Source organism: Sediminibacillus albus, assembly GCF_900101125.1.
GTDB lineage: Bacteria > Bacillota > Bacilli > Bacillales > Amphibacillaceae > Sediminibacillus > Sediminibacillus albus.
Window position 1 is genome coordinate 1,130,641 of sequence record NZ_FNFL01000001.1, and the last position, 23,792, is coordinate 1,154,432.

The 23,792-nt window shown below is 42.9% G+C and carries 27 protein-coding genes; 7 read left to right on the top strand and 20 right to left on the bottom strand.

The features are described from left to right. Positions 1-66: 66 nt before the first annotated feature. A complete protein-coding gene (locus BLR93_RS05830; protein WP_093212073.1) occupies positions 67-1,200 on the top strand; it encodes an MFS transporter in 1,134 nt (377 codons plus the stop codon). Between the two features lie 132 nt (positions 1,201-1,332). Here the strand turns inward: BLR93_RS05830 and lepB are convergent, their stop codons facing one another. Next, positions 1,333-1,875 carry a signal peptidase I gene (gene lepB / locus BLR93_RS05835; RefSeq protein WP_093212404.1) on the bottom strand — a complete coding sequence of 181 codons (543 nt, stop codon included), beginning with the start codon at positions 1,873-1,875 and terminating at the stop codon, positions 1,333-1,335. 53 nt (positions 1,876-1,928) lie between these two features. Next, positions 1,929-2,582, bottom strand: a complete 654-nt coding sequence (locus BLR93_RS05840; RefSeq protein ID WP_093212075.1) for a TVP38/TMEM64 family protein — start codon at positions 2,580-2,582, stop codon at positions 1,929-1,931. Positions 2,583-2,770: 188 nt separating this feature from the next. Between BLR93_RS05840 and BLR93_RS05845 the strand changes: the two genes are divergently transcribed. Next, positions 2,771-3,034 carry a hypothetical protein gene (locus BLR93_RS05845; protein WP_093212076.1) on the top strand — a complete coding sequence of 88 codons (264 nt, stop codon included), beginning with the start codon at positions 2,771-2,773 and terminating at the stop codon, positions 3,032-3,034. A gap of 60 nt (positions 3,035-3,094) precedes the next feature. Here the strand turns inward: BLR93_RS05845 and BLR93_RS05850 are convergent, their stop codons facing one another. After that, positions 3,095-3,349, bottom strand: coding sequence for a hypothetical protein (locus BLR93_RS05850; protein WP_093212078.1), 255 nt, complete (start codon positions 3,347-3,349; stop codon positions 3,095-3,097). A gap of 212 nt (positions 3,350-3,561) precedes the next feature. On the opposite strand from BLR93_RS05850, the gene BLR93_RS05855 reads away from it, so the two are divergent. Further along, positions 3,562-3,951, top strand: coding sequence for a YhjD family protein (locus BLR93_RS05855; RefSeq protein ID WP_093212080.1), 390 nt, complete (start codon positions 3,562-3,564; stop codon positions 3,949-3,951). Here the strand turns inward: BLR93_RS05855 and BLR93_RS05860 are convergent. Together BLR93_RS05860 and BLR93_RS18355 are read right to left on the bottom strand one after the other, a co-directional pair. Then, on the bottom strand, positions 3,899-4,408 hold the full coding sequence (locus BLR93_RS05860; protein ID WP_093212082.1) for a competence protein ComK: 510 nt from the start codon (positions 4,406-4,408) through the stop codon (positions 3,899-3,901). The two genes, BLR93_RS05855 and BLR93_RS05860, sit on opposite strands and share 53 nt — an antisense overlap. Positions 4,409-4,596: 188 nt before the next feature. Next, a complete protein-coding gene (locus BLR93_RS18355) occupies positions 4,597-4,731 on the bottom strand; it encodes a hypothetical protein (protein WP_281241680.1) in 135 nt (44 codons plus the stop codon). Between the two features lie 67 nt (positions 4,732-4,798). On the opposite strand from BLR93_RS18355, the gene BLR93_RS05865 reads away from it, so the two are divergent. Next, complete coding sequence (locus tag BLR93_RS05865; protein ID WP_093212084.1) at positions 4,799-5,269, top strand: DUF3939 domain-containing protein; 471 nt, start codon at positions 4,799-4,801, stop codon at positions 5,267-5,269. 4 nt (positions 5,270-5,273) lie between these two features. Here the strand turns inward: BLR93_RS05865 and BLR93_RS05870 are convergent, their stop codons facing one another. From BLR93_RS05870 to BLR93_RS05895, 5 genes are all read right to left on the bottom strand, one after another. Continuing rightward, entirely contained in the window at positions 5,274-6,215 is a 942-nt protein-coding gene (locus BLR93_RS05870; protein ID WP_093212086.1) for a hypothetical protein, read from the bottom strand. 26 nt (positions 6,216-6,241) lie between these two features. Continuing rightward, positions 6,242-7,450 carry a M48 family metalloprotease gene (locus BLR93_RS05875; RefSeq protein WP_175559255.1) on the bottom strand — a complete coding sequence of 403 codons (1,209 nt, stop codon included), beginning with the start codon at positions 7,448-7,450 and terminating at the stop codon, positions 6,242-6,244. Positions 7,451-7,560: 110 nt separating this feature from the next. Continuing rightward, positions 7,561-9,111, bottom strand: coding sequence for a fatty acid--CoA ligase family protein (locus BLR93_RS05880; RefSeq protein ID WP_093212090.1), 1,551 nt, complete (start codon positions 9,109-9,111; stop codon positions 7,561-7,563). An 821-nt stretch (positions 9,112-9,932) separates the two neighbouring features. Next, positions 9,933-10,928, bottom strand: a complete 996-nt coding sequence (gene lplA, locus BLR93_RS05890) for a lipoate--protein ligase (protein ID WP_093212094.1) — start codon at positions 10,926-10,928, stop codon at positions 9,933-9,935. Between the two features lie 79 nt (positions 10,929-11,007). Continuing rightward, positions 11,008-11,739, bottom strand: a complete 732-nt coding sequence (locus BLR93_RS05895) for an MBL fold metallo-hydrolase (RefSeq protein WP_093212096.1) — start codon at positions 11,737-11,739, stop codon at positions 11,008-11,010. 102 nt (positions 11,740-11,841) lie between these two features. On the opposite strand from BLR93_RS05895, the gene yhfH reads away from it, so the two are divergent. Then, positions 11,842-11,970: a protein YhfH gene (gene yhfH, locus BLR93_RS05900; protein ID WP_245690071.1), complete on the top strand. Its 129-nt coding sequence runs from the start codon at positions 11,842-11,844 to the stop codon at positions 11,968-11,970. A gap of 124 nt (positions 11,971-12,094) precedes the next feature. On the opposite strand, the gene hemY is transcribed toward yhfH, so the two are convergent. The 4 genes from hemY to BLR93_RS05920 all read right to left on the bottom strand — a co-directional run bounded on the left by hemY (position 12,095) and on the right by BLR93_RS05920 (position 17,851). Next, positions 12,095-13,504: a protoporphyrinogen oxidase gene (gene hemY, locus BLR93_RS05905; protein WP_093212099.1), complete on the bottom strand. Its 1,410-nt coding sequence runs from the start codon at positions 13,502-13,504 to the stop codon at positions 12,095-12,097. After that, entirely contained in the window at positions 13,494-14,444 is a 951-nt protein-coding gene (gene hemH, locus BLR93_RS05910; RefSeq protein ID WP_093212101.1) for a ferrochelatase, read from the bottom strand. The genes hemY and hemH overlap by 11 nt, the downstream gene beginning before the upstream one ends. Before the next feature lie 73 nt (positions 14,445-14,517). Continuing rightward, positions 14,518-15,555 (bottom strand): uroporphyrinogen decarboxylase, encoded by a 1,038-nt coding sequence (hemE, locus tag BLR93_RS05915; protein WP_093212103.1) that lies wholly within the window; start codon positions 15,553-15,555, stop codon positions 14,518-14,520. A 133-nt stretch (positions 15,556-15,688) separates the two neighbouring features. After that, positions 15,689-17,851 carry a transglycosylase domain-containing protein gene (locus BLR93_RS05920; protein WP_093212105.1) on the bottom strand — a complete coding sequence of 721 codons (2,163 nt, stop codon included), beginning with the start codon at positions 17,849-17,851 and terminating at the stop codon, positions 15,689-15,691. A gap of 272 nt (positions 17,852-18,123) precedes the next feature. On the opposite strand from BLR93_RS05920, the gene BLR93_RS05925 reads away from it, so the two are divergent. Further along, positions 18,124-18,621 (top strand): antibiotic biosynthesis monooxygenase family protein, encoded by a 498-nt coding sequence (locus BLR93_RS05925; protein WP_093212107.1) that lies wholly within the window; start codon positions 18,124-18,126, stop codon positions 18,619-18,621. Positions 18,622-18,709: 88 nt separating this feature from the next. Here the strand turns inward: BLR93_RS05925 and BLR93_RS05930 are convergent, their stop codons facing one another. The 6 genes from BLR93_RS05930 to BLR93_RS05955 form a co-directional block, all read right to left on the bottom strand. Continuing rightward, positions 18,710-19,189, bottom strand: coding sequence for a thioredoxin family protein (locus tag BLR93_RS05930; protein ID WP_093212109.1), 480 nt, complete (start codon positions 19,187-19,189; stop codon positions 18,710-18,712). Between the two features lie 2 nt (positions 19,190-19,191). Further along, entirely contained in the window at positions 19,192-19,623 is a 432-nt protein-coding gene (locus BLR93_RS05935; RefSeq protein ID WP_093212111.1) for a disulfide oxidoreductase, read from the bottom strand. A gap of 141 nt (positions 19,624-19,764) precedes the next feature. Next, complete coding sequence (locus BLR93_RS05940) at positions 19,765-20,397, bottom strand: response regulator (RefSeq protein ID WP_093212113.1); 633 nt, start codon at positions 20,395-20,397, stop codon at positions 19,765-19,767. Positions 20,398-20,429: 32 nt separating this feature from the next. Beyond that, positions 20,430-21,464, bottom strand: coding sequence for a sensor histidine kinase (locus BLR93_RS05945; protein WP_093212115.1), 1,035 nt, complete (start codon positions 21,462-21,464; stop codon positions 20,430-20,432). A 14-nt stretch (positions 21,465-21,478) separates the two neighbouring features. Beyond that, positions 21,479-22,249 (bottom strand): cell wall-active antibiotics response protein LiaF, encoded by a 771-nt coding sequence (gene liaF / locus BLR93_RS05950; protein WP_093212117.1) that lies wholly within the window; start codon positions 22,247-22,249, stop codon positions 21,479-21,481. Between the two features lie 164 nt (positions 22,250-22,413). After that, the gene (locus BLR93_RS05955; protein WP_093212119.1) at positions 22,414-23,070 is read right to left on the bottom strand and encodes a phosphatase PAP2 family protein; all 657 of its coding nucleotides are present in this window, start codon (positions 23,068-23,070) and stop codon (positions 22,414-22,416) included. Positions 23,071-23,205: 135 nt separating this feature from the next. On the opposite strand from BLR93_RS05955, the gene BLR93_RS05960 reads away from it, so the two are divergent. Continuing rightward, on the top strand, positions 23,206-23,646 hold the full coding sequence (locus BLR93_RS05960) for a ferritin-like domain-containing protein (protein WP_093212121.1): 441 nt from the start codon (positions 23,206-23,208) through the stop codon (positions 23,644-23,646). Positions 23,647-23,792 lie beyond the last annotated feature (146 nt).

The following is a 23,792-nucleotide window of genomic DNA, read 5'->3' on the forward strand; positions in this document are numbered from 1 at the left end:
CTTTCTCACGAAATCCTGTCTGCTGCATATAGTACACTAGTTTAACGGAAAGGAGGCGGCAGTAGCATGGCCAGGCAAGCCTTTACCGCAACCGCCCTGATTTATTGCGGCATTTTTGTCGCGAGCAGCCTTTATGTAATGATTCCCTTGCATCCTGCCGTGTCAGAAAGCTATCAAGTCACCATCGCCCATGCTTCCCTATCCAGTTCCTTGTTCATCATCGCCTATGCACTAGGCCTATTATTGTTTGGCTTTTTGGCTGATCAACTGCCCCTCAGCAAAATCATGCTGGCCGGTATGGGAGTTCTCACACTGCTCACCAGTCTCCTCGCCTTCGTGGACAGCATAGAGGCTATCCTGCTTCTCCGGGTTTTCCAGGGATTGTTGGCTGCAAGCTTTGCTCCGCTCGCATTTGGTTATTGTTTCAGCCATTTCACCACGGGATTTCAAGGAGTGGTGATTGCTCTGATTAACACCGGCTTTCTTTTTGCCGGCGTATTCGGCCAAATAATATCTGCAGCCTTTGCCAGTGCTTTTTCCGTATCCAGCGTATTCGTCGCTTTCAGTTTTTTTTATTTATCTTGTTTTATCTTTTTATGGTTTACATTGCAGCCTTCAGCAAACGCTGGCGGCCTTAATATTAAAAAACTAACTGTTACTATTTTATCATGTTTGCGCAATCCTATCGTCCGCTGGCTTTATGTTATTGCCTTTTTCCTGTTATTTCCGATTATGCTGTTTTATGGCGCTTTTGAAATTTACCTATACACTATTTGGAAGGATTTCCCGATCCCGCTTCAGCTTTTTCGCTTAATCAGTTTGATTGGGATCTTCCCCTCGTTCTTCACAAGTTATGTGTTAAAAAAATTCAAGCCTAGGACGGTACTGCAATTTCATTTAGGGATTATGGCGGCGGGGTTTCTTCCTGCACTGATTCATTTAAATGTGGGGACGATTGCTATTGCTTCTTTTCTCATGATTGTGTCGACCTCGTTAACCATCCCGATGGTCGTTTTACTTGTCGGCCGGCATTCTTCAGCAGGGACCAGCGGTATTGCCATCTACTCATGCACCCTGCTTACAGGTGCGGCGGTGGGTTCTGCTTTGGCTCCAGAAATCGCTTTTTTTCATGTTTTATGGATGATTCCAATGCTCTTTGCCGGATTGGCTCTATTGGCTAAAGTCCTTCCTGACAACTAGTATTTATTCTCATCATAGAACATACGTTCCTTAATTTCAACTAATCAACCTTACACTAGATAGTCAGCCGGCACCTCAAGGCAAAAAATAAGGAGTGCCTTCAAGTCTCATTCTTGAAGGCACTCCTTTATCTTAAAAACTTAACCCAACCTGGGACAGAGGCCAATATCTGACATCCACTTTGCCGACTACTTCCTCAATCGAAACAAATCCGAAATACCTGCTGTCCAAGCTTTCCCGGCGGTTATCCCCCATGACGAACAATTGCCCCTCAGGGACTACCCTACTGCCGGTCACGTCATTCAAAGTGAAATCTTCCGTTAACGGCTGCCCATCATCTTCCCTGAAAGGTTCCAAATATTTTTCATCGACTTTTTCTCCATTCAGGTAAAGCTTGTCATCCTTATATTCGATTGTATCTCCTGGTGTCCCTATAACTCTTTTGACATAGTCCTCTTTTTTATTAGCATGGAAAACAATCACATCGAATCGATCAATATCTCGCAGATCATAAACCATTTTATTGACCATGATTAAGTTTTCATCGTGCAACGTAGGCTCCATTGACTTACCATCAACAACATAACTAGCAAATAAATACGAACGGAAAAGGAATGCTAGAATCCCTGCAATAGCGACCGTCCGTATGATTTTCCAATAATTTATTTTTTTCATTTCATTTTCCTCCAGGTGCTGGTCTATCATTATTTTACCCTGAAGAAAATTTTTTAATCCTTTTTTCCGGCCTGCAAGTGTTCCTTGGACTTCCTTTGAAGCCGCTGCTCCATATACTTGCCGAATAACCAGAACAATAAAATCCCTATCCCGACCACGATTGTTTTTACAGGATTTTGTGCAAAAGATACAATACTATCCCCAATAAAAGCAATCGTAAAGATCATTACGGTTTTTCCCAGCAAAACAGCAAGAACAAACTGTTGAAAGCTAACCTTCGAGAGACCTGCGACAATGTTGATTATCGAGGACGGTGAGAAAGGAAAGCACATTAGCAGGAATAGCGGTCCGAAACCGTGCCGCTCTAACCAGGCGGTTACTCGTTTTACTTGTTTGTTTTTTCGCAGCCATAGAAAAAAGCGTTTTTGCCCGAGCTTGCGGACGATCCAAAAAACACAAATCGCCCCGGCACTCGCTCCTACCCAGGATAATAAAAAGCCCTCCAACAATCCGTAAGCTGCCGCACTGGCAAGTACAAACACTACCAGCGGCAAAAATGGCAAAAAGGCTTCGACAAAAGGCAGCAATAATCCTGGAAGCGGCCCAAGGCTTTCATAGCTTTTCAGCAGCTCCATTAACAGGTCATCAAATCTATTACTTTCAATTAGATCTCTTAGTTCAGCTATGTCGATACTAAATATGTACATCTGGTTCAAAACTCCTCGCGCCCCGATCATTTAGTTGCTATACTACCTATTGACTAGTTTCCCTAATTTAATTGTAATGTAAACAATAAAAATTGCCCAGCTTGTCTTTTTATTTTGCTTTGCAGTGGCAGCCTGCTGTTTGTATAATGGTATGTATCTATTGCACTTACCACTGGAGGGGAAAACAGATGTATGTACTTTTGATGGCGATAGCATTCGCTGTGTGTATCATTGCGCTAATTATAACATTGATGGTCGGAAAATCAGAAACAGATAAAGCAAAGGAATTTGAAAAAGCTGGCAGCAGCCGCCAGCAGGAACTACTCCGCTCGAGAAATTATGAAAAGCATTCATTAAAGGAAAACCTCCCGCTATTAGCGGCCATTTATGGAATTGTATTTCTAGTAGTTATTGTGCTGCTTATCATTTACCTTTTTAACCCTTTTAACTAACTAGCGGTCTTAAATCGCGGTAGCGATTAATCTAAGCCCGCTCTCCCTTGTTTCTTAGGGCTAATCATCGCTATTACCTTCTTCCTCCATATCAACCTCATCAAGATCAAGCCAGGAAAGCATTTCACGTACAACCGTATTTATTTTTTCATCAACCATGTCATTGCCATACTTTTTCTTTGCCCGTTCGATATTATCCATCACATCCTGACCAAAATGGATAATCGGATCATCGCTTTCCAGGTTGTTGAAAAGATCGAGTATTTCATCTAACGCCTTATCGAATTTTTTGCTTTCTATATCCGTTGCTTTCATCAATTATCACCCACTAATAGCGTGCCCAAAAAGAAAGGAACTAGCCTAATAACAAACGGACCCTTTTCACTTCCCGCCCTGCCTTCTTCCTGTTTAACCAGGCCTTTTACTTTTCCTGGATTACTTTCCAATTAATTATTTTGCATTTTTTGTTTTAGATATCATACAATTAGGTTATAATAGAACATATGTTCGTTAAGGAGGAAGAACAAGTGCGTTATCTCAGCGAAGAAGAACTAGCTTTGGCTTCACGTTTTCTATTTCTCTCCATGGCTATCCTGGTGATACAAAAAGACACCGAAGCCCTTCACAAAAGTACATTCAAAATCAAAGAGCCTTTTGCAGACCTTCTCGGTAAAATGGAGCATGAAGCTGTCAGCGAGCGAAGGCAGCTGCGCGGCCGCATGGCCAAAAAACAACTCCAGGTCGTTTCTTTAAACAAGAATGATTCCTTCTCATCTTTTTTATTTATCTGTAAGGGACGCGAAGAGAAGAGAAATTACTTCAATCCTGCCATTAGAAAAAAAGTAGAAAATATTTTACGTGAACTTATACAAAAGGCTCAGCAACCACATCAACATTATTCTTCCACAAATACTTGATGCGATGATCCAACAAATAACGGAACTGGGCTGTACGCTGAATTTGGTTTAACATGGAACCATGGGATACCGGCAGGGTGATGGACTTGCCATTTTTGAAGGTAATCTCGGTGGATTGGCTGGATGCCTTATTGATTTGGTCAATATGCGAATGTGCTATCCATGAGCATTGAGGGTTGTTAGGAGAGGACGTCGGAAAAAAATACATGCCGCTCGAAGGATCGATGGAGATAGGCGCTTTGTGGGTAATTCCACAAATATCCTTTGTACCTTCCTGTCTTCCCCGCAGGCTGCTGCCGAAGAATTTGCAAGCAATGTCGATGATTTTACTTGAAGGTTGTTTGACTTGAAAGGTCTCCTCATCTTCCAAAATATGCGAGGAAAATTTGTTGTCTACCTCTTCTCCAATGACGGCTAGTGTGACCGGAGTTACTTCATATTTCAATTCATGTAGCATAATACCATCCCTTCATTTAGTGATTAGGCAAAAGTAAAAGGCCTATTACTAATTTACCAGAAAATTGAATAAAATGGTAGAATAAATTGAATTTTTTGTAAAAATAATCCACATTCTGTCGGAGTTGATTTAAAAACAATGGCAGCGCTTTATTGTCAGGTAGAACCTTTGCTATACTATCGTTATAATTAGCTTTCTTCTTCTTCCTTTTCCGCGCGGGCACCAATTAGTTTCTCTCCCTGGATTTCGGCAGGATTCATCCCGAATTCAGGGTTTAGTAACGTATATATTTCCAGCTCGAGGGCATCTTTAACTTTATCCATTTTACCGCCTCCCTATCCTTATTGTATGCCGATGATAACGCTCTTAAACAAAAGGAGGAATTTAGTCATGTGGAAAAAGAAAAAAAACAGAAAAAAGACCCGGCAAAAGAAACAGGCAGAACTGCCTGTCAAGCCAATGTCGATCAGTGAAGTAAGAACTGCCGTCCAGAAATACAGCGCAGAGCTTTCCTCCGAAATTCCACTCGGTGTCCTTATAAACGAAGACCGGACGATTGACTATGATTTGCTGGCTCCCTATCTGCAGGCAAAACCGGAAGATACGTATTACATGTCCCGTGAAACCTATGAATTATTCGAGGAAAAGGACAAACAGCTTGCAGAGGATATAGACACCGTGCAACAGGCTGTCGATAATTATATGGACCAACAAAAAGAGCTTCCTATCATTGATGGGGACCCGCACAGGAAAGTAAGCTACTTTAAATTGGAAAAACTCGGTTTACTAACCACTCGTCCTGATCGTCCTTTTTATCTAACCGATGAAGAGTATTTAATCACTCATAAGCAGCCGACTTAGCAAGTCAGGTAATTGACTCCAAAAGGCTTTTCTTATCGCTTTCCAGTTCTTTGATTTTTTGGTCGACTTCGGCCGATAGCTCTTCGAGTTTTATTAGCGATCTGTCCGTTTCATTCTTTACTGATCGGACCTGATTGGCTGAGTCGTTTATCTTCCCCTGAACAAACCAATCGGTGATCAGGCCGTCCAGAAAGTAATCAGCCACCGACCAGCCGCCGGAAATGGAAACATCCAAGGTAAATGTCTCGCCAATATCATTTAATTCATGGGAATACTTTCTCAACAGCCTTTGAGCCTGATGGACTTCTTCACCAGCTTCATCTACCCGGCTATGCTTGATTGCTGTAGAGATAATCCCACCGCCAAACATATCAAGCGTTCCCCAATTCTTCGCACTGTCCAAGGCGTCTTCCGCTTTCGCCAGTGCTTTGGAAGCGTGTCTTCCCGCTTCCAAAGCCTCATGTATTTCTTTGCTGTCAGCACGCAGTTCAGCAATGGTTTCAGAAATTTGAAGCACTCTTTCCCCCTCCTGATAGCCATTGCGAACCAAAAACTGCTGCTTTTGCTCGAGCAGCCGATTGTAAGCATCCTCTGGAAAGCCCAATTCGTCTATTCTGGTTTGTAGTGTTCGGTATTCTAGTTCTAGCTCTCTTCTTGCCGACCGGGCTTCTTTCCATTTCAGTTGTGCTTCCAACAGCTCTTGCTTCTCCCGGTCCAATACTTCATCCTTCTTTCCTGCTAAAGCGATGAACAAACCCTTTATGCTAATCCCTTCAAGCTTGTCGACATCTACTTTTTCCTTGTCAAGCTTGCGCTTAAAGCGCTGCTCATTTATTGTTATTTTCTCCAGTTGAAGAGCCGCTGCTTCCAATTCCAGGCGCAAATTTTCCTTTTCACGCATTTTTTCTTTTTCTGCCATTAAAAGATTTTGATAGTTCTCCAACACAATACATCATCCCCTTTTATATAGATTTACGGGGAAGTTCCCTGGTTGGTTTCACGCTCCGAAAGTTCTTTTTCGATTCGATCAATTCGCTCCTGAATCGGAGGATGGCTAAACCGCAGCCATTTAACCCAAAAAACCGGGTCAATATCGCTTTTCGACTGTTCAGCCATTCGCCTGAAACTGCTAATGCCTGCTTGCAAGTTTTCCGTATTTTTAATGGCATACCAGTCTGCCGACTGCTCGATTTGCCTGGAAACATACAGTGATACCGGCTGGGCAGCGCTTAACAGCAAAGAAAAAACCAACAACAGTACAGGTACAGCCCGTAAATCATGCTTACTTCGGAAGAGATGCTTGTTTTCAATATTCCGCCAGAATAGCCGGTAAACGACCGCGGCAAGGTACATTAGAAGCAAGCTTAATACGAGGTAGCCTGCAACCCCCGCATACACATGATGCATAATATAATGGCCGATTTCATGTGAGAGGATAAACAAAATTTCATCTTGCGGCATTCCATTGAGCGTCGTATCCCACAGCACAATTCGGGCATTTCCCATAATGCCGGTGACATAGGCATTAAAGGTTGTGGTTTTTTCACTCATATCAACCTGAAGAAGGGTGGCATCTTCCAGCCCCGCATTCTCCGTCAAGTCTTCGATTGCTGTCCGGAGCGGTCCAGGCTCCATTACCGAGAAATCCTCATAAAGTGGATCGATCCAGACTGGCTGAATATACATTATAAATATTACTGCTGGGAGGAAGATCAGCCATAAACCGAGCCACCACCTCTTGTATCTTTTGATTAGCAGCATGGCCGCATAAATGCCGGCAGATAAAACAAGCCAAAAAAATAACGAATTCAATCCAAGTTCATACAGCCAATTAGCAAGCGATTGGCTGCTCGTTCCTTCCCTCCGGCTGATCCATAGCCACAATAAATTAAAGGGCAGACGAATAGTTTCATAAACCATCACTAATACCAGGGAATAGAGCAGCGTCTGCATCCATTTTTTATTGACACGTCTTTCTATATAGCCCACCCACGCAAAGGACCAGCCTTTTTTGACAATAGCATACAACAACAACCACTCAATCGGCAGCTTGGCGAAATAGACTGCATGGGCTAAAGCGGCATACCGGAAATCTCCAATCGTGGATAACGGATAAAAGAACAAAAAGTATCCCCAAACAATGAAAAGATAGATTAGATAAACTGTTACTATTTTTTTCATCATGTTTTCCTCCTGCATGTGCTTATCAGCAATATAAAACGGAATCCCTTGCCGGTTACCGAACAAGGGATTCTTAAATTTTACCATATTCTTTTATCCGCTGCCCCTCCTCACTGCCGGCTCGGGGCTACTTGTTCACGCAGCTGTTTTCTTAAAATCTTCCCCGTGGTATTTTTCGGCAGTTCTGCTAAAAACTCAAGTGCGACAGGTACTTTATACTTAGCTAATCTTTCCTGACAGAAGCTGATGACGTCCTCCTCTGACAAAGAAGGATTTTCTGAAACAACAAAACAGATAACTGCTTCGCCTGTATCTCGATCGGGCATTCCGACGACAGCGACTTCTGCAATCTCTGGATGCTCGTAAAGGACTTCCTCGACTTCACGCGGGTAGACATTGTATCCGCCTACGATAATCATGTCCTTTCTTCTGTCAACAATATAAAAATAGCCATCTTCGTCCATCCTGGCCATGTCACCAGTATATAGCCAACCATCCTTTAGAATGGCTTCCGTTTCTTCCGGCATTTTGTAATAGCCTGCCATTACATTTGGTCCTTTTACAACTAATTCCCCGACTTCTCCTGCTGGCAGTTCCTCCCCAAACTCATCGACTACTTTGTTGACGACATTTTTTATATTAGTGCCAATCGATCCTGGTTTTCGCTCACGGTCCAGCGGGTTGAAGCAGGTTACCGGTGAGGCTTCAGATAGTCCATATCCTTCGGAAACCATTACCTGGAATTTTTGCTCGAAGTTCTTCAGCAATGCGACAGGCATTGCTGCTCCACCAGAAATGCATAAGCGGATGGTCTGGAAATCTTCTTTATGGCTTCCCGGTGTCTGCAGCAGATAATTATACATTGTCGGCACCCCTGCAAAAACTGTCGCGCCATGTTTTCTAGCAATCTTAAAAACAGCTTCCGGAGAAAATTTAGGAACGATTAATACACTTCCACCGTTCATTAGAGGAGCATTCAACGCGACAGTAAGACAGAAAACGTGGAACATCGGCAAAGCTGCAATCACTTTATCCTTGCCATCCATCTCCAAGTAGTCGGCTACATCTTTAGCATTGGAATAAAGGTTTTTGTGTGTCAACATAGCCCCCTTAGGTTTCCCGGTCGTTCCTGAAGTATATAAAACGAGGGCCGTATCATTTTCTTTAAGCTGGGGGCGTGAAAAGACGGAGCTGCCTTCCTCTATCATTTTTGCAAACGGTTTCATTCTCTTTAATAAAAAATCTCCGGCAGACTGGCTGACCGCTTCCCCCGTTTCTGCGATAATCACATGCCGGACATCCGTTAACACGTCTGAGATGGCTTCAAACTTTGCTGCCAGCACATCCATAGTAATAATTCCTTTGACATCGCCATCTTGCAAAATATAAGCCATTTCATCCGGAGTATAAATCGGATTGATCGGGATCACCGTGATCCCAGCGCGCAGTGCTCCATACATCCCAATAATAAAATAGGGGCTATTGCCGACCGCGAGCGCAAGATGGTCGCCTTTTTGGTAACCCATCTGCTGCAGGCTGTCCGCAAACCTGCTGATCGAACTTTCCAGTTGTTGATAGGTCGTGTCTTTTCCTTCAAATATGTATGCTGTTTTCTCCGGATGCTGTTGGGCAGTTACAGAAATTTGATCACTAAGATTCATGATTACCCTCCCGTGAATGAATAGTCATTCATTATTGCTATTACCATATATTATAAAGTAAGACATCCATACTAGCAACTGAAAATCAGAAAAAATGGCGAAACCTTCCAGATATAGCAAATGGGACATATCATACATCCCCTTGCAAAAACCGAACAAGAACAGCATATGAAGTCTTAAAAGGCCATCTTCAAGCATTCGATTGATGACGAAATTATTATAAATGGCAATGTAACAGTAGTACCGGATAAGCGGTAGTACACCGCGATTTCAAGTAAATTATAAGCATTTGTGTATTACCGTACGTAGACTTTCAGCGGAGGAAATCCACGGAGACTCCTGCGGGAGAAAAGGCCTCGGTGAGACCCCGCAGAGCGCAAGCTCGAGGAGGCTCACCAGCCGCCCGCGGAAAGCGTAGTGGATTTCCGTAGCGGTGGTTATGCAAGGTAGTCAGACCAGTCCGATTAGCGCCGGCAGAATACGGAGACTCTTGTGGAAATAGCATGAGTCTGAAGACCCCGGAGGAAGCCGTTCTTGCTTCTGAGGACAAGGAACGCTTCGACAGCGACTCATCGCACGCAGAAAAGGGCTCCTTTATTTTCAAGGAGGCTGAAGTCGTGCCCACGGAGAGCGAAGTATGCTGCCGGCACCCAACCTTGCTAGAAGGAAGAAAGAGAGTTGTCACTGTGTCTGTAGGTAATCTTCTTAAGTAAGAGAAAAGAAAAATCGAACGAGCTCGAAACCTAAAGATTTCGAATCATCGTTCGATTTTTGCTTTGGCAACTATACTTTTGTCCCAATCTCTTTTATCCAGCAGTGAATTAGTACATTAAATCGATAAATTCTTCTTTGGAAATCTTGCCAAGGTAGTGGCTGATATCTAGATCATTTAATGCCGATTCGATTGACTGGCGCTCATACCGAATCCCTGTCAATCTTTCTTCAATGTCTGCTATATCGCCGACTCCGAAAAAGTCTCCATAAATTTTGGCATTTTCAATGGTGCCTTTTTTGACATCAAGGCGGACATCAACAGAGCCTGCAGCGAACTTATGGGATTGCTGAATATTGAAAGCAGGAGAGCGGCCGTAATTCCAATCCCACTTTTGGTACCGTTCTTTGGAAAGCTTATGGATATTCTCCCAGTCCTCGTCGGTTAGCTTATATTGCGGAACATCCTTAATATCTTCCACATCAAAGATGTATCTAAGAATCAATTGCTTGAATTCTTCCATAGTGATCTGCTCATCCAGAAATTCAGAAATATTGGCAACCCGGCTGCGAATGGATTTAATTCCTTTTGATTTGATTTTCTCCATTTTCACATTCAGGGCAGACACCACATTTTCAATTTCTGAATCAAACATTAAGGTGCCATGGCTGAACATCCGACCCTTTGTCGAGAATTGGGCATTTCCAGAAATCTTACGTCCGTCTACTAAAATGTCATTCCGTCCCTGCAGATGGGCATTTACTCCCAGCTTTTTCAAGGCGTCAGTCACAGGTTCGGTGAATTTTGCAAAATCATGAAAGCTGTTGCCATCATCTTTTGTGATAAAACTGAAGTTCAAGTTTCCCTGATCATGATAGACGGCCCCTCCCCCTGATAAACGACGGACAACATGGATTCCATTGGCATCGACATAATTGGTGTTAATTTCTTCGATGGTGTTTTGATTTTTCCCTATGATAATCGACGGTTCATTAATATAAAACAGCAAATATGTATTATCTGCTCCGAAATTTTTTAAAATATATTCCTCGATGGCTAGATTGATATGAGGATCTGTAATTCCTTCATTATCGATAAATAGCATGATCAAAAACCCTCCTTAAAACTTGTCTGTCATTTTATTTTACCTAAAGTCTAATTCCAGGGCAATGATTAGGACTTTTTTACCCGTGCCATACCCACCCCTCGTGAGCAAGCTGAATATCTCCCTGAAAAGTTGCACCTGCTTGTGCCACTAGCTCCTCATGATTACCAAAGTGGGGAAGATGGCTGAGCAAAAGCTGTTTCACCTGGGCCTCTGCTGCAATTTGTGCACCTTGTTTACTAGTCATATGGCCGGCCTTTGTTCCATTTTGTCCGTCATAAAAGTTACAATCGGTTATCAGTAAATCCGCTTTCCTGCTGAAAGGGATAAATGCCTCTTTATAACTGGTATCAGCTGTATATACGATTGATTTGTTTCCATCAGAGATACGCATGGCATAACAAGGAACTGGATGGCTGGTTTTCAGGAAGGTAAATTGAAACGGGCCTATATGGAGCTCCTTTTCCGGATCATAAGCAATCCCTTTGGTAAATTGGTGGGTCAATTGTTTAAAACCTGTTTGATCCTCACTATGGCCATATACCGGCAAAACATCGCTCGTTTCTTGAAGGCTGTTCTGTACCAGCCAGCTATATTGCAATACTCCAATATCGGCTACATGATCGTTGTGATAATGAGATAGTATAACAGCATCCAATTCCTTCACGCCTATAAACGACTGCAGGCGGGACAAGACGCCGCTGCCACAATCAATCAAACAAGAATAACCGTCCTTCTCGAGTAAATATGCTGAAGTAGCCTCGTCCTTAGCAGGATAGGCCCCCCAACAGCCGATCACTGTCAGCTTCATAAATAGTCACCCTCTTCAATAAATTGTTATGATACAGCCTATTGTATTTACAACCCTGTTATATTACAATTAAAGTATATCTTAATTATGGAGGGATTTTCTTTGATAAGCATTGTGGAATTTTTCAGAAACCTGCCTCGGAAAAAGTGTCACAATTGTGGGAAAGAAATACTCGAAAAAGCTGATTGTTATGGAAATCTTTGTGACCAATGCGATCATCCCGCCAGATAATACAATTCCAATCACATTTATTAGCAGCTTAGCAATTAAGCTGCTTTTTCTATTTTTATGGATCCACTGCTGTTAGCATACAGTCAAATAAAAAAACAAGCAAAGGAGTTAACTCCTTTGCTTGTTAATCGTGAGCGGACAGGAAAGCGAGTACTTTATCCACCGCTTCTTCACCTTGGTCGATGCAGTCAGGGATACCAATTCCTTCGTAAGAACTGCCGGCCAAAAAAACACCTGGAAGCGTCTCTCTCATATGGTCTCTCACCTGGTTCAATCTGTCCTTATGGCCAACAGAATATTGCGGCATGGCGTTTTTCCAACGGGAGACTACCGTAAATTCTGGTGCCTCGGTTATATCCATAATTTTTTTTAAGTCCTTCATCACGATATCGACAACTGTCTCATCGGGTAAATCGACGACTTGTTCGTCTCCGGGCCGCCCTACATAGCAGCGCAGCAGGACTTTCCCATCTGGCGTTGATTTTGGCCACTTCTTATGGGTCCACGTACAAGCGGTAATCCGGTAATCACTATTGCGGGAAACGACAAAGCCTGTACCATTGAAATCCTTTTTGATGGCAGAAGCGTCAAAAGCCAACGTGACATTAGCAACAGATGTAGCCGACATCTCTTTAAACGGGTCCATAAAATCATATTGGCTTAGCATCCGCTGGGCAGCAAAATGCGGTGCTGCCATCACAATCGTATCTGCCTTCAGTACTTCGCCGCTACCGAGCAGTAAATGATAGCTCTCATTCTTCCGCTCAATATGGTCGACGGAAACACCCTTGATAAGCGTTCCGTTTTTCAAACGCCTCTCGACAGCATCTACTAAGGATTCGAGGCCATTCTCCAGAGAATAAAACATACTTGGCTTTTTGTCCTTGGTCTTTTTCTTTTTAGGGACTGTTTTGCGTAGTCCCTTTACAAGGCTTCTATGCTCTTGTTCAAGCTCGTAAAAATTCGGAAATGTAGCCATTAGGCTCAGATTGTCAATATCCCCTGCGTAAATACCTGACAGCAGCGGTTCGACGAGGTTTTCCACCAATTCATCGCCAAATCGGCGCCTGAAAAATAAACCTAGCGATTGATCTGATGCCTGCTTTCCTTTCGGCTTGATCAAGTCTAATCCAGCTGTCAGCTTTCCTTTGGTTGAAAAAACACTCGAAAACAAGAACGGGCGGACTTGGGTTGGAATGCCCATGAATGATCCGCTTGGCATCTTATGCAGTTTATCGCCAACTAAGATATAAGACTGCCCAGTTCCGTTTTTTATTAATTGATCTTCCAGGCCAACCTCTTTGGCAAGCTTGGCCGCAGATGGTTTCCGTATCAAAAAGGAATCAGGTCCGCGTTCAAACGTGTAACCGTCTTTTTTTACAGACTTGATTTTTCCGCCCAGACGATCACTTGCCTCGACTAACCTTACTTGATATGGCAGCTGCTGTTCATCGATTTGCTTTTGCAAATAATAAGCCGCTGTCAATCCTGTTATCCCGCCGCCGATAATGACAATTTGTTTATCATTTGCCATGGCTATCAGTACTTTTGTATTTCTTTAAAACCACATCAGCCAGTGTGTTAATAAATTTAGGTGCAACGTTCGGCATGTCCGGCCGGTAGTACTTAGCACCCAATTCATCGCATACGACTTTGCACTCATAATCATTGTCATACAGTACTTCTAAATGATTGACGACAAATCCAACTGGTGCATAAACAAAGGAACGATACCCTTTTTCGTGATATAACTCCCTGGTGAGATCCTGGACATCTGGTCCAAGCCAAGGATCAGGCGTGTTCCCTTCACTTTGCCAGCCTATCTCATACTGTTCAATACCTGTTGCTTCAGAAATCAATTCTGCCGTTCTTTTTAGCTGGTCAGGGTATGGATCGCCGTTTTGCAGAATCTTTTCGGGCAGGCTGTGGGCCGATACGACCAAGACAGCTTCGGCTTTTTCCTTGTCGTCCATTTTTCCATATACCTTGGAAATCGCTTCTACCCAGTAATCGATAAAGCCTGGCTCATCATACCAGCTTTCTACAGAAGTTATCACTGGTTTGCCATGCTTTTCTGCTTCCTTTCGGGCACGCCCATTATAAGACTTAACACTGAAGGTAGAATAATGCGGCGCCAGCACAATCGATACCGCTTCCTCAATCCCATCATCGGCCATTTGCGAAACAGCATCCTCAATAAAAGGCTCGATATGCTTCAACCCGAGATAGTGGACGAATTCCACATCATCCTGAATCGTATTCAATCTGTCCTCAATACCCTGTGCCTGTTGTTTCGTAATTTTTGCGAGTGGAGAAATCCCACCGATCGCCCGGTATCTTTCTGTCAAATCTTCGAGCATTTCCGGGGTCGGCTTTCTGCCGTGTCTAATGTCTGTATAGTATCGTTCAATATCTTCTTCTTTGTACGGTGTACCGTAAGCCATCACAAGTAAACCGATTTTCTTTTTAGCCACTTTCCAACACCTCTTGCCTTTCTTTTATCTCTACTTCTTACTATTGAAAAAACGACGCCGAGAAGCGTCCAGCTTATTTTTTTTGCGAATATTGATGGATAAAGTCTGTCAGCCGCTTCAAAGTCGCCGGCTCAATTTCCGGTGTAACCCCATGGCCGAGGTTAAACACAAAGCCCGGCTGGCTGCTTCCTTCATCTAAGATAGCTTTCGCCCGTGCTTCCGTCACTTTCCAGTCAGACACCAGTAATGCCGGATCAAGGTTTCCCTGCAATGCTTTCGTAATTCCCATTTGTCTGGCTTCTGTGACGGAAATACGCCAATCAAGCCCTATCACATCGACAGGAAGGTCATTCCATTCCATGATTAGATGGCGCGCCCCCACGCCGAATAGAATCAGTGGAACACCTTCCTGTTTGAGCTCAGTGAAAATCCGATTCATTATTGGTTTAATGTATTCACGGTAATCAGCAGCATGTAACGCCCCTACCCATGAATCAAAAATTTGAAAAGCCTTTGCCCCGGATTGTATCTGGGCTTTCGCATAAGTAATTGTCATATCTGCCAGTTTATCCATTAAAGCAAACCAGGCAGTCGGATCACTGTACATCATTGCTTTTGTTTTATGGTAATTCTTTGATGGCCCGCCTTCAATCATGTAGCTGGCTAAAGTAAAAGGAGCACCGCTGAAGCCGATCAAAGGGACATCCAATTGTTCTTCTGACAGCAGCCGGATGGTTTCCAATACATAAGGCACGTCTGATACAGGGTCGATCGTACCAAGTTTATCTATATCGCTTCGTGAACGAATCGGCTTATCGATCACAGGGCCGATGCCTGACTTGATCTCCACATCTACACCGATGGCAGGTAAAGGGGACATAATATCTTTATATAAAATCGCAGCATCCACACCGTAATGTTCGACAGGCAGCCTCGTTACATAAGCACAAAGCTCCGGTTGATGCGTGATTTCAAACAAAGAATATTTCTCCTTCAATTCCCTGTATTCCTTTTGGGATCGACCAGCCTGGCGCATATACCATACCGGTGTATAATCCGTTTCTTCCCCCCTGAATGCTTTCAATATCGTATCGTTAATTTTTTTAGCCATCTTTTTCACCCTTTTTATCTAATCCATTCCATAATCACTATACCGATTAATAATTTTGATGTATAGCGATTGGCCTTATTTGTCACTAATTTGTACGTTAATGCGTTGCATGCGGAAGACAATTAAGCTCATGTTAAAAGTCCAGGGAAAGCTTTGCATGATTTGAGGCGTTCCCTTTTCGATTTGTCAGCGGGTTGTAAGGTACGACATAATAAGTCGTGTCCCTAAACAAACTGGCTCTTTTGATTTGGTACTGGCCCTTTCCTTTTACTTCTCCGATTTTTTGATCCTGTCCACCAGATACTCGATAAATCTGATAAACGACTCGATCGTCAGGCGATGCTGTCCAGGATAGCTTTCCACGTATGAGCGAAAATCCTCCCAAATTGAATTCAGCCTTTAAATCAGAAATCACCGGCAGTTCGATTGGCTTCTCAACGTCTTTCACATGCTTAGGTTGTTCAAATTCATTGCCTAAATCCTGTTCTTTACTCCAATCCGCCAGAATAGCTTTGGCAAGTATCGTTGGAGATTCGCTGCCTTTCGTCAAATAATGTTCTTCATCTACCTGATCATAGCCCATCCAAAGTACAGTCGCATACTGTGGAGTAAAACCTGCAAACCAGGCGTCCTTTACTTGTCCTTCGGCAAATGGATGCTGGGTAGATCCCGTTTTTCCAGCCAATGCGCCTGCATATTCTCCCGGAGCTGCTGTTCCACCAGCAACAGCCCGTTCCAACATTCTGACCATATTCCAGGCAGTCTGGGCAGAAAAAACCTCTATGTTTTCTGGTTCTGCTTGATAGGCAACTGCATCGCTCCTATCATGAATGCGATCTATGGTGTATCCTGTTGCCATCTTCCCTTGATTGGCAAATGAACTGTAGGCCTCACCAAGCTTTAAAGGAGAAATCCCCTCCTCCAAGCCGCCAAGCGCAATGGCCAGCCCCTGATCGGAAAGATCGATTCCCATCTTCTTTAAATAACGCTTCGAATAGGAAATGCCTATTTCGTCCAGCAGCCATACTGCTGGCGCATTCTTGGATCGCATGATCGCTTCATACATGGACACTTCCCCTTGGTAGCTGTCATCGTAATTGGTTGCAGTATAGTCTCCATAGCTCTGCTTCTTATCTACCAGAAGAGAATACGGCTGGTATTTGTCTAGCATCATTGCCGGTCCATAGACAGCAATCGGTTTAATCGTCGAGCCCGGCTGTTTGGGGAGTAAAAGCCGATTAAGGTCGCCTGCCTGGAAATCACGGCCTCCTATTGCTGCTGCAATTTCACCGGTTTTGTGGTCCATTAATACAAACGCCCCTTGGGCGCCGGGAAGGGATTCCGGAAAGTTTTCGGCCTCCTGAAATTTTTCATAGGCGATCTGCTGGGCAGTCTCATCTACATTGACCACAATCCGGTAGCCTCCGCGCTTCAGTTCTGCTAACGATAATTGGTATTTTTCCTCCGCTTCTTTAATGGCTAGGTCGACGTATGAATCAAACCAGGGCACTTCCTCTTCGTTTTTTTGGTCCACTCCAAGCGTCTTTCCCTGCAGCTGCAGCATTTCCTCCGTTTCAAGCATATTAAATTGGCTCATCTGCTGTAATACCAAGTCACGCCGGTCTTTGGCTTTATCCGGATCAATCAGTGGTGAATACGTATTTGGCGCTTTTGACAAAGCAGCTAATAGAGCACCTTCTGTTATCGACAACTCATCTACAGATTTACTGAAATAAAATTCGGCAGCTGCTCCCACACCATAAACGCCATGGGCAAAATAAATTTCGTTCAAATAATACTCCAAAATTTTCTTTTTACTAAAGTTTCTTTCCAAATAAATAGCGGCCATAACCTCTTTTGTCTTTCTCATCCACGTCTTTTCGTTATGGAGGAACAAGTTTTTAGCAAGTTGCTGGGTGATGGTACTTCCACCTTCCGCTTTTTCCATCGTAGCGATATCCCGAAAAACGGCACGGGACACTGACTTAAAATCAACACCGGCATGGTCGTAAAAACGGTGATCCTCTATAGCCAAAAACGCATTTTCTACATGTTCCGGCACTTCCTCAATCAATACAGGCAGACGGTATTCATCATAGATTTTGCCGATTTCCGAGCCATCCGTTGTTTCTACGATCGTTGCAGCCGGCAGTACGAGATCCTCTTCATCTACTACAAATCTGCCTCCAAAAAGGATTGTTAAGTAGCCAAGCAGTCCGAGCAAAACTATCGCTCCAATAACAACCAACGGCCACTTTAATCTATTTATCCAAACGAATAATTGTTTTGGTTCCATTATATCCACCTTTATAATAATCTCTATAACCAAATAAGTTTTATAAAAACCATACCTTTTATTATACGATAGAAAGAAAGTTACATAAACATTTTGTTCACTTCTCTGTCAAAATGGGTAATATAGAAGAAAGGCAAGGTTGCGTTTCCATTCTTGTATTGCTACGCTTGGAATGAACAGAATAATGGAGATATTGCTTTTTCACTACTACTGATTGATCATCAGGTGACACGTATAGGAAAGATAAAATATGAAAAGGCAGGCGATCATACATGAAAGCACAAATTACTCATGGGACTTTTGATTTTTTATCAAAAATTAAAAAAGAGCACAAGGATAAACACATCTATTTAATGCAGACAGATGATGCCACCATTGCTTACTACGAAGGAAAGCATACGTCCATATTCGAGCAGGCAAGAGAATATGAAAGCTTTGTAGCAAATGGTGAGCTAAAGGAAAGCGGGTATGTCGTGATGAATAATATCCCTGTTACCTATGAAGGAAGACCGCTGTTTGAGGATCAGTTCAAAAGTAGATCTGGTTCGATGGACGACATCCAAGGGTTTCATGCACTTCGTGTCCTCCGCCCGCTGCAGGGCAATAAATACGTTGTGCTCGTCCAGTGGGACTCACAAAAGAGCTATCAGGAGTGGAAAGAGTCGGAGTCGTTTGCCAAGGCTCATGCTTCCTCTAAACAGAAAAAGCGGCCGCCATACCATGCCGGGCCTTCTTACACAACTGAAGCGCATATGATTGAATCAGAATAACTGTAAATAGCGAATGTACGTTTACATAGCTGCATTCAAAAAGACAGCGGGGATTCCGCTGTCCTTTTTTTAAACGTTGATTCTTTGCTTATTCTTCGTCGAGCACATTTTCCTGGAAGAAGCTATCCCAAGTAGATACGGAATTTTCTCCGCTGATTCTTGCCGCTTCTTCTCCATTTTCAAAATGGATAACCGTTGGCGTTCCCTCAATATTATACGTCTGCCATGGTTTTTCGAATTCGAGAATATTCAACTTTTTCATATCTATATCATACTCTTTCGTCATAGGAACGATGACTGGTGTGGTTTTTTGGCAATGTACACACTCAGGGCTGTAAAAATACACGGTAACATCCTCATTGTTATCGAGCTTCTCTTCTAATTCGCCAGGCAGGATTTGATTTTGATACATGGGGTTATCTATCTGATCAATCGTTGATTGCCTTAATTCTTCTTTTCCATAAGGATTGTCTTCAAGCTTTTGGTTATTTTGGTAGCTGACGACAAAGATAAGTGCGGTAATTAGTACTACAATAACACCGAAAAATATCAACATCTTTTTTTTCATTACTAATCTCTCCTTTGTTGCACTAGCAAGCTAATATGTAGAATAAAAATAACTAAAAAAGCGACTAAAGCTAGCAACGGGATGGTCACAAAGCCGAAGTAATTTATATATTGGCCGTTACAGGGCACTAAACCACAGGCTGCTCCAGCATCATGAAGGGCGGGTAATTTCTGGATTAAATAATGATAAGTTGATACCCCAATGCCGAGCCCGCTCATAATCAAGCCGGGAAGTGCCAGGCGGATATCCTTTTTGACAGCAGCGTAACCATATATAATAACGAGCGGATACATCAAAATCCTTTGATACCAACATAATTCACAAGGTGTGTATCCCATGAATTCCGAGAAAAACAAACTGCCGAGCATAGCTGTTAAGGCTTGTCCCCAAATGATCAATAGTATTGTTTCTTTCGTTTGTTGACTAACTGCCATGAAATAGCCCCTTTCCTAAAGCATTCAAAAATTATTATACTAGCCGCCGGTACAAAAACAAAGGAAAATTATTCAGAATAATGGATTCTGATAAGAAAAAGCCTCTTTCCTTTTGGAAAAAGAGACTTCTCGGGCAAGCGTTCACTTTCTAAACAGGCCATTCTTATGGGCATATACTGCTGCCTGAGTACGGTCATGAACCTCTAGCTTACCAAGAATATTACTGACATGAGTCTTAACTGTTTTCACACCAATAAACAGTTTTTCGCCGATTTCCTGGTTTGTTAATCCATCACCGATACACATTAATACCTCTAGCTCCCTTTCTGTCAATTGCTGATGAGGCTTGCCCGAAGCTGAGCGAAAACTGGTCATCATCTTACTGGCAACTTTAGGCTCTATCACTGGCTCTCCGGCAGAAGCTTTCTTAATCGCTGAAGCTATTTCATCAGCACTGGCGGTTTTCAGCATGTAACTGTAAGCCCCGGCCTCCAAAGCAGGAAATACTTGCTCATCATCATAATAACTTGTCAAAATGATCACCTTGCACGTCGGCTGGGAAGCCATTATGGTTTTCGTAGCTTCAATCCCGGTGCCATTTTCCATGATCAAGTCCATCAGAACCACGTCAGGGGTCGTTTTATTGACAATATCGGCACCTTCCTGGCCGCTCGACGCCTCCCCGACGATTTCCAGACCTGGCTCTGTTTTCAAGTAGGCAATAACGCCTTTCCGGACAATCTCATGGTCATCTACGACTACTACTTTTATCATCTTACCTGCTCCCTCCACCCTGGCATTTTCAGTTATAACGGTATCCTGATATCTATATGTGTTCCTGCCCCCAGCTGAGACCTGATTGCAAAAGTTCCGCCAATCTCTTCACAGCGCTCCCGCATTGTTTTCAGTCCGTACGACATTTTTTTTCTTTGGTCCGTATGGAGATCAAAACCGGCTCCGTTATCTGCTATATGTATAAATAGTTCCTTATTTCTTTCAATAATTTCTATCGTTACTTCAGATGCATTTGCATGCCTTAATGTATTGGACAATGATTCCTGGACTATCCGGAATAAATGCTCTTCAGCAGTGCCGGATAATTCGACTTCTTCCATATGTAAATGAAAGTTGATTTGGCACTTTTGCCTTAATTCGTCGACAAGCTCTTGAACACCCTTTTTCAAAGGCTGGCCGGACAAGTCAATCGGTCTTAAATGCAGCAGCAGCGCGCGCATTTCTGTTTGCGCCTTCAAAGCAGTTGCTGTGATCTCCTCCAGCTGTTCCCTCGCTTGGGATGGATCACTGTCAAACAGCCTTAGGGTAGCCTGGGACATCATCGTTAAAGCGAATAACTGCTGACTGACAGCGTCATGCAGATCTCTAGCCAGCCGCTGTCTTTCCTCAATCGTAGCAGCCTTGTGAGCTGTTTTGGCATATTCAGACTTCTCATCAGCCATTCGCTGCAAGGATTTCACTTGGCTTTGCAGCTTTTCGCCTAATTCGTTTAACTCGTTGCCGATCCTGGCAATTTCATCTTCTTCACTGAAATAAACCCGTGAAGTATAATTCCCGCGCGACAACTGAGTAATTAAGACGGATAAGTAGTCCATTCTGTCCTTCATGTCTCCGCTGGATTTAAAGCCGACATAAATCGATATAAAAACCCCTAAAATTATGTAAAGTATTACGGTCAAAAAGATACTTGTGGCATTCAGCCATGCCGGCTGGAACAAAACAAATATTGATAATAGAATAGCCAGCAAAGTAATATTGGTCAAAAACAAACCGTATAAAAGTGAGCGAATATACGTATAACGAATCGTGTTCAAGCGTTTCAGCATCAGTGACAGCCCCCTTATACTCTATCGACCCGGATGGAACCGGCTTTTAAACTCAAATAGATATCCAATTTCCTGGTTGCCTGTTTATAGTTGGGGGTCTCATAAAAAACTTCACGATTAATTCCTTCTGCATTTAAACCAAACACATTAATATCGCCAGCTTTCACATGAGCTTCTATAGCTAACTCCACATTCTCCGGCATTAGTATTCTAATATCGCCTGCCCAGCCCTGGATACTGATCGGTATTTCCTCATCCGGGATGAATGCTTTGGTGAAATCAAGATGATAATCGCCAACCGCATTCCATAAATCCATCGGCTCCACCTGCCAATTGGCATTACTGAAGTCATGATCACCGATTGCAAACTTCTGCTTTCTCGGCATCTTCTTGCTTTGGTGTTTATCCGAATCAAAAATAAATTGAAATGTCCGCTTTCTTTTTCTCCTGGTAGAAGAGCCGAAGATGCTGAACCCTAAGTATACGAGCAGAAGCGGCCATAATTTATAAACATCACCAAAAGTAAAAGCGATGATTTGAAACCGGTCCAATAATAATAGAGAACCGAAAATAGCTAAAAAAGAACCGGCTGATAAGCCAGCTCTCCCCCGGATTCCGTCAAATGTCCATTTCAATCCAAGCAATACAAAAAAAGCAGGATAAATATACAGCCAAGCTTCCATGAAATCCCAAGAGATAATGCCGATGTTTGCTAAAACGAGCACAGTTCCTGCCAAAATGATACTAATGGCAAAAATACTACGCAGGAAGTGATTGTTTTTCATTTTGATTCTCTCCTCATCCCATCTAATATTCGTGTTTAGCCGGTATAATTCCTGCTATTTTGCAGCAAACTGCGTTCCATAATAACAATGTTTACGTATCTTACACTAATTATAAATAGAGAAAGAGACTGCATGAACGACCGATGGAAGGGTTTTACCTCCGTCTAGAGGCGGAGATGTCGATATTTAGGTTTGATCAGCTGCTGCAGAAAATGATACAAACCGATCCACACCACAATATATACAAATCCAAATGCATACCCGCCCAGGACATCCGTCAAGTAATGGACGCGAATCACATAGCGGCTCAAGCCAATTAACAAAATCAGACAAAAACCGAAAATATTAATAGCCAATGCAGCCTTTTGCGATTTTATATACTTTAATAAAAAATAAACAAGCATACCATACGTTACCATCGCTCCCATTGCGTGCCCAGATGGAAAACTGAATCCTACTCCCTCGGCTTCCGCCAAAACTCTCGGCCGCTCTCGTTCAACTAAAAGCTTTATCCAGTAATTTATCCGGTAGCTCAAAAACGTCCCTGTCACAAACATGATTACCGCCAGCCAATCTCTAGTGAAAAGCAATAGCACCAGTGCCATCACTATCGCGAAAGGCGTGATAAAACTTCCTGAGCCCAGCTCAGTGATCCAGCGAAAAAAGAAGAAAATCATCGTATTGTCCAGCCCTTCTACTACTGGTCCTGTCCATTTATCTAACAAGGGCTGTGCTGAAAACAGGACGTCTATTGTAATATAAATCCCGGAGAGAACAGCTAAAAGGAAAAAAGAAACATAAAAATACGAACGTTTTTTCATAATATCCCCTTTAAAAATAGATTTTCTTTTATTGTTATTATTTATCTGCTAATAAATTCCCCTATATGTTTATAAAAAAACTACGAGGGAATTATATTTATGCCATACGTATAATAAGAGAAAGGATGATATTGCATGGCAGACAATACACAATTGCAAGAGCTAATTGATGGCCTCAATGAAGATTTAGCCAATGAATATGCAGCAACGATCATGTACACTTACAATGCCGCTGTAGTATCAGGGCTCTACCGATCCGCACTGAAACCGTTTTTCGAAGAGGAAATCAATGATGAAATCGGACACGCGCTCTACCTCTCAGACAAAATAGCTATCCTTGGGGGGACTCCGACAACACAGCCTGCCCAAGTAAAACAGCTTACAGAAGTAAAAGATATGCTGGAGGAAGCCCGCAAGGCAGAGCACGAAACAATCGAGCGTTATGAAAAACGCAAAAAACAAGCAGAAGCATTAGGCTTTACCGAATTAGTAGTCAAGCTAGAAGATATGATTGCCGATGAAACCGGCCATAAAGAGGAAATCGATCGATTATTAACTGACTCAAGACTTGCGTAATGAACAAACCATGAAACTGGCTTGCTGCCATCAAAAAGTTGGCAGCAAGCCAGTTTTTTATTTATTTAAGCCGCATATAGTCTTCTGTCCTGGAGATGATCCACCTTCACGGATTATCGCTAAGTTGCTCCTCTTCTGCCGGGAGT

What these genes read in the sequence shown, in the direction of transcription:
- BLR93_RS05830 (WP_093212073.1), top strand. Translation starts at nt 67, where the DNA reads ATGGCCAGGCAAGCCTTTACCGCAACCGCCCTGATTTATTGCGGCATT.
- lepB (WP_093212404.1), bottom strand. Translation starts at nt 1,875, where the DNA reads ATGAAAAAAATAAATTATTGGAAAATCATACGGACGGTCGCTATTGCA.
- BLR93_RS05840 (WP_093212075.1), bottom strand. Translation starts at nt 2,582, where the DNA reads ATGTACATATTTAGTATCGACATAGCTGAACTAAGAGATCTAATTGAA.
- BLR93_RS05845 (WP_093212076.1), top strand. Translation starts at nt 2,771, where the DNA reads ATGTATGTACTTTTGATGGCGATAGCATTCGCTGTGTGTATCATTGCG.
- BLR93_RS05850 (WP_093212078.1), bottom strand. Translation starts at nt 3,349, where the DNA reads ATGAAAGCAACGGATATAGAAAGCAAAAAATTCGATAAGGCGTTAGAT.
- BLR93_RS05860 (WP_093212082.1), bottom strand. Translation starts at nt 4,408, where the DNA reads ATGCTACATGAATTGAAATATGAAGTAACTCCGGTCACACTAGCCGTC.
- BLR93_RS18355 (WP_281241680.1), bottom strand. Translation starts at nt 4,731, where the DNA reads ATGGATAAAGTTAAAGATGCCCTCGAGCTGGAAATATATACGTTACTA.
- BLR93_RS05865 (WP_093212084.1), top strand. Translation starts at nt 4,799, where the DNA reads ATGTGGAAAAAGAAAAAAAACAGAAAAAAGACCCGGCAAAAGAAACAG.
- BLR93_RS05875 (WP_175559255.1), bottom strand. Translation starts at nt 7,450, where the DNA reads ATGAAAAAAATAGTAACAGTTTATCTAATCTATCTTTTCATTGTTTGG.
- BLR93_RS05880 (WP_093212090.1), bottom strand. Translation starts at nt 9,111, where the DNA reads ATGAATCTTAGTGATCAAATTTCTGTAACTGCCCAACAGCATCCGGAG.
- lplA (WP_093212094.1), bottom strand. Translation starts at nt 10,928, where the DNA reads ATGCTATTTATCGATAATGAAGGAATTACAGATCCTCATATCAATCTA.
- BLR93_RS05895 (WP_093212096.1), bottom strand. Translation starts at nt 11,739, where the DNA reads ATGAAGCTGACAGTGATCGGCTGTTGGGGGGCCTATCCTGCTAAGGAC.
- hemY (WP_093212099.1), bottom strand. Translation starts at nt 13,504, where the DNA reads ATGGCAAATGATAAACAAATTGTCATTATCGGCGGCGGGATAACAGGA.
- hemE (WP_093212103.1), bottom strand. Translation starts at nt 15,555, where the DNA reads ATGGCTAAAAAAATTAACGATACGATATTGAAAGCATTCAGGGGGGAA.
- BLR93_RS05920 (WP_093212105.1), bottom strand. Translation starts at nt 17,851, where the DNA reads ATGGAACCAAAACAATTATTCGTTTGGATAAATAGATTAAAGTGGCCG.
- BLR93_RS05925 (WP_093212107.1), top strand. Translation starts at nt 18,124, where the DNA reads ATGAAAGCACAAATTACTCATGGGACTTTTGATTTTTTATCAAAAATT.
- BLR93_RS05930 (WP_093212109.1), bottom strand. Translation starts at nt 19,189, where the DNA reads ATGAAAAAAAAGATGTTGATATTTTTCGGTGTTATTGTAGTACTAATT.
- BLR93_RS05935 (WP_093212111.1), bottom strand. Translation starts at nt 19,623, where the DNA reads ATGGCAGTTAGTCAACAAACGAAAGAAACAATACTATTGATCATTTGG.
- BLR93_RS05940 (WP_093212113.1), bottom strand. Translation starts at nt 20,397, where the DNA reads ATGATAAAAGTAGTAGTCGTAGATGACCATGAGATTGTCCGGAAAGGC.
- BLR93_RS05945 (WP_093212115.1), bottom strand. Translation starts at nt 21,464, where the DNA reads ATGCTGAAACGCTTGAACACGATTCGTTATACGTATATTCGCTCACTT.
- liaF (WP_093212117.1), bottom strand. Translation starts at nt 22,249, where the DNA reads ATGAAAAACAATCACTTCCTGCGTAGTATTTTTGCCATTAGTATCATT.
- BLR93_RS05955 (WP_093212119.1), bottom strand. Translation starts at nt 23,070, where the DNA reads ATGAAAAAACGTTCGTATTTTTATGTTTCTTTTTTCCTTTTAGCTGTT.
- BLR93_RS05960 (WP_093212121.1), top strand. Translation starts at nt 23,206, where the DNA reads ATGGCAGACAATACACAATTGCAAGAGCTAATTGATGGCCTCAATGAA.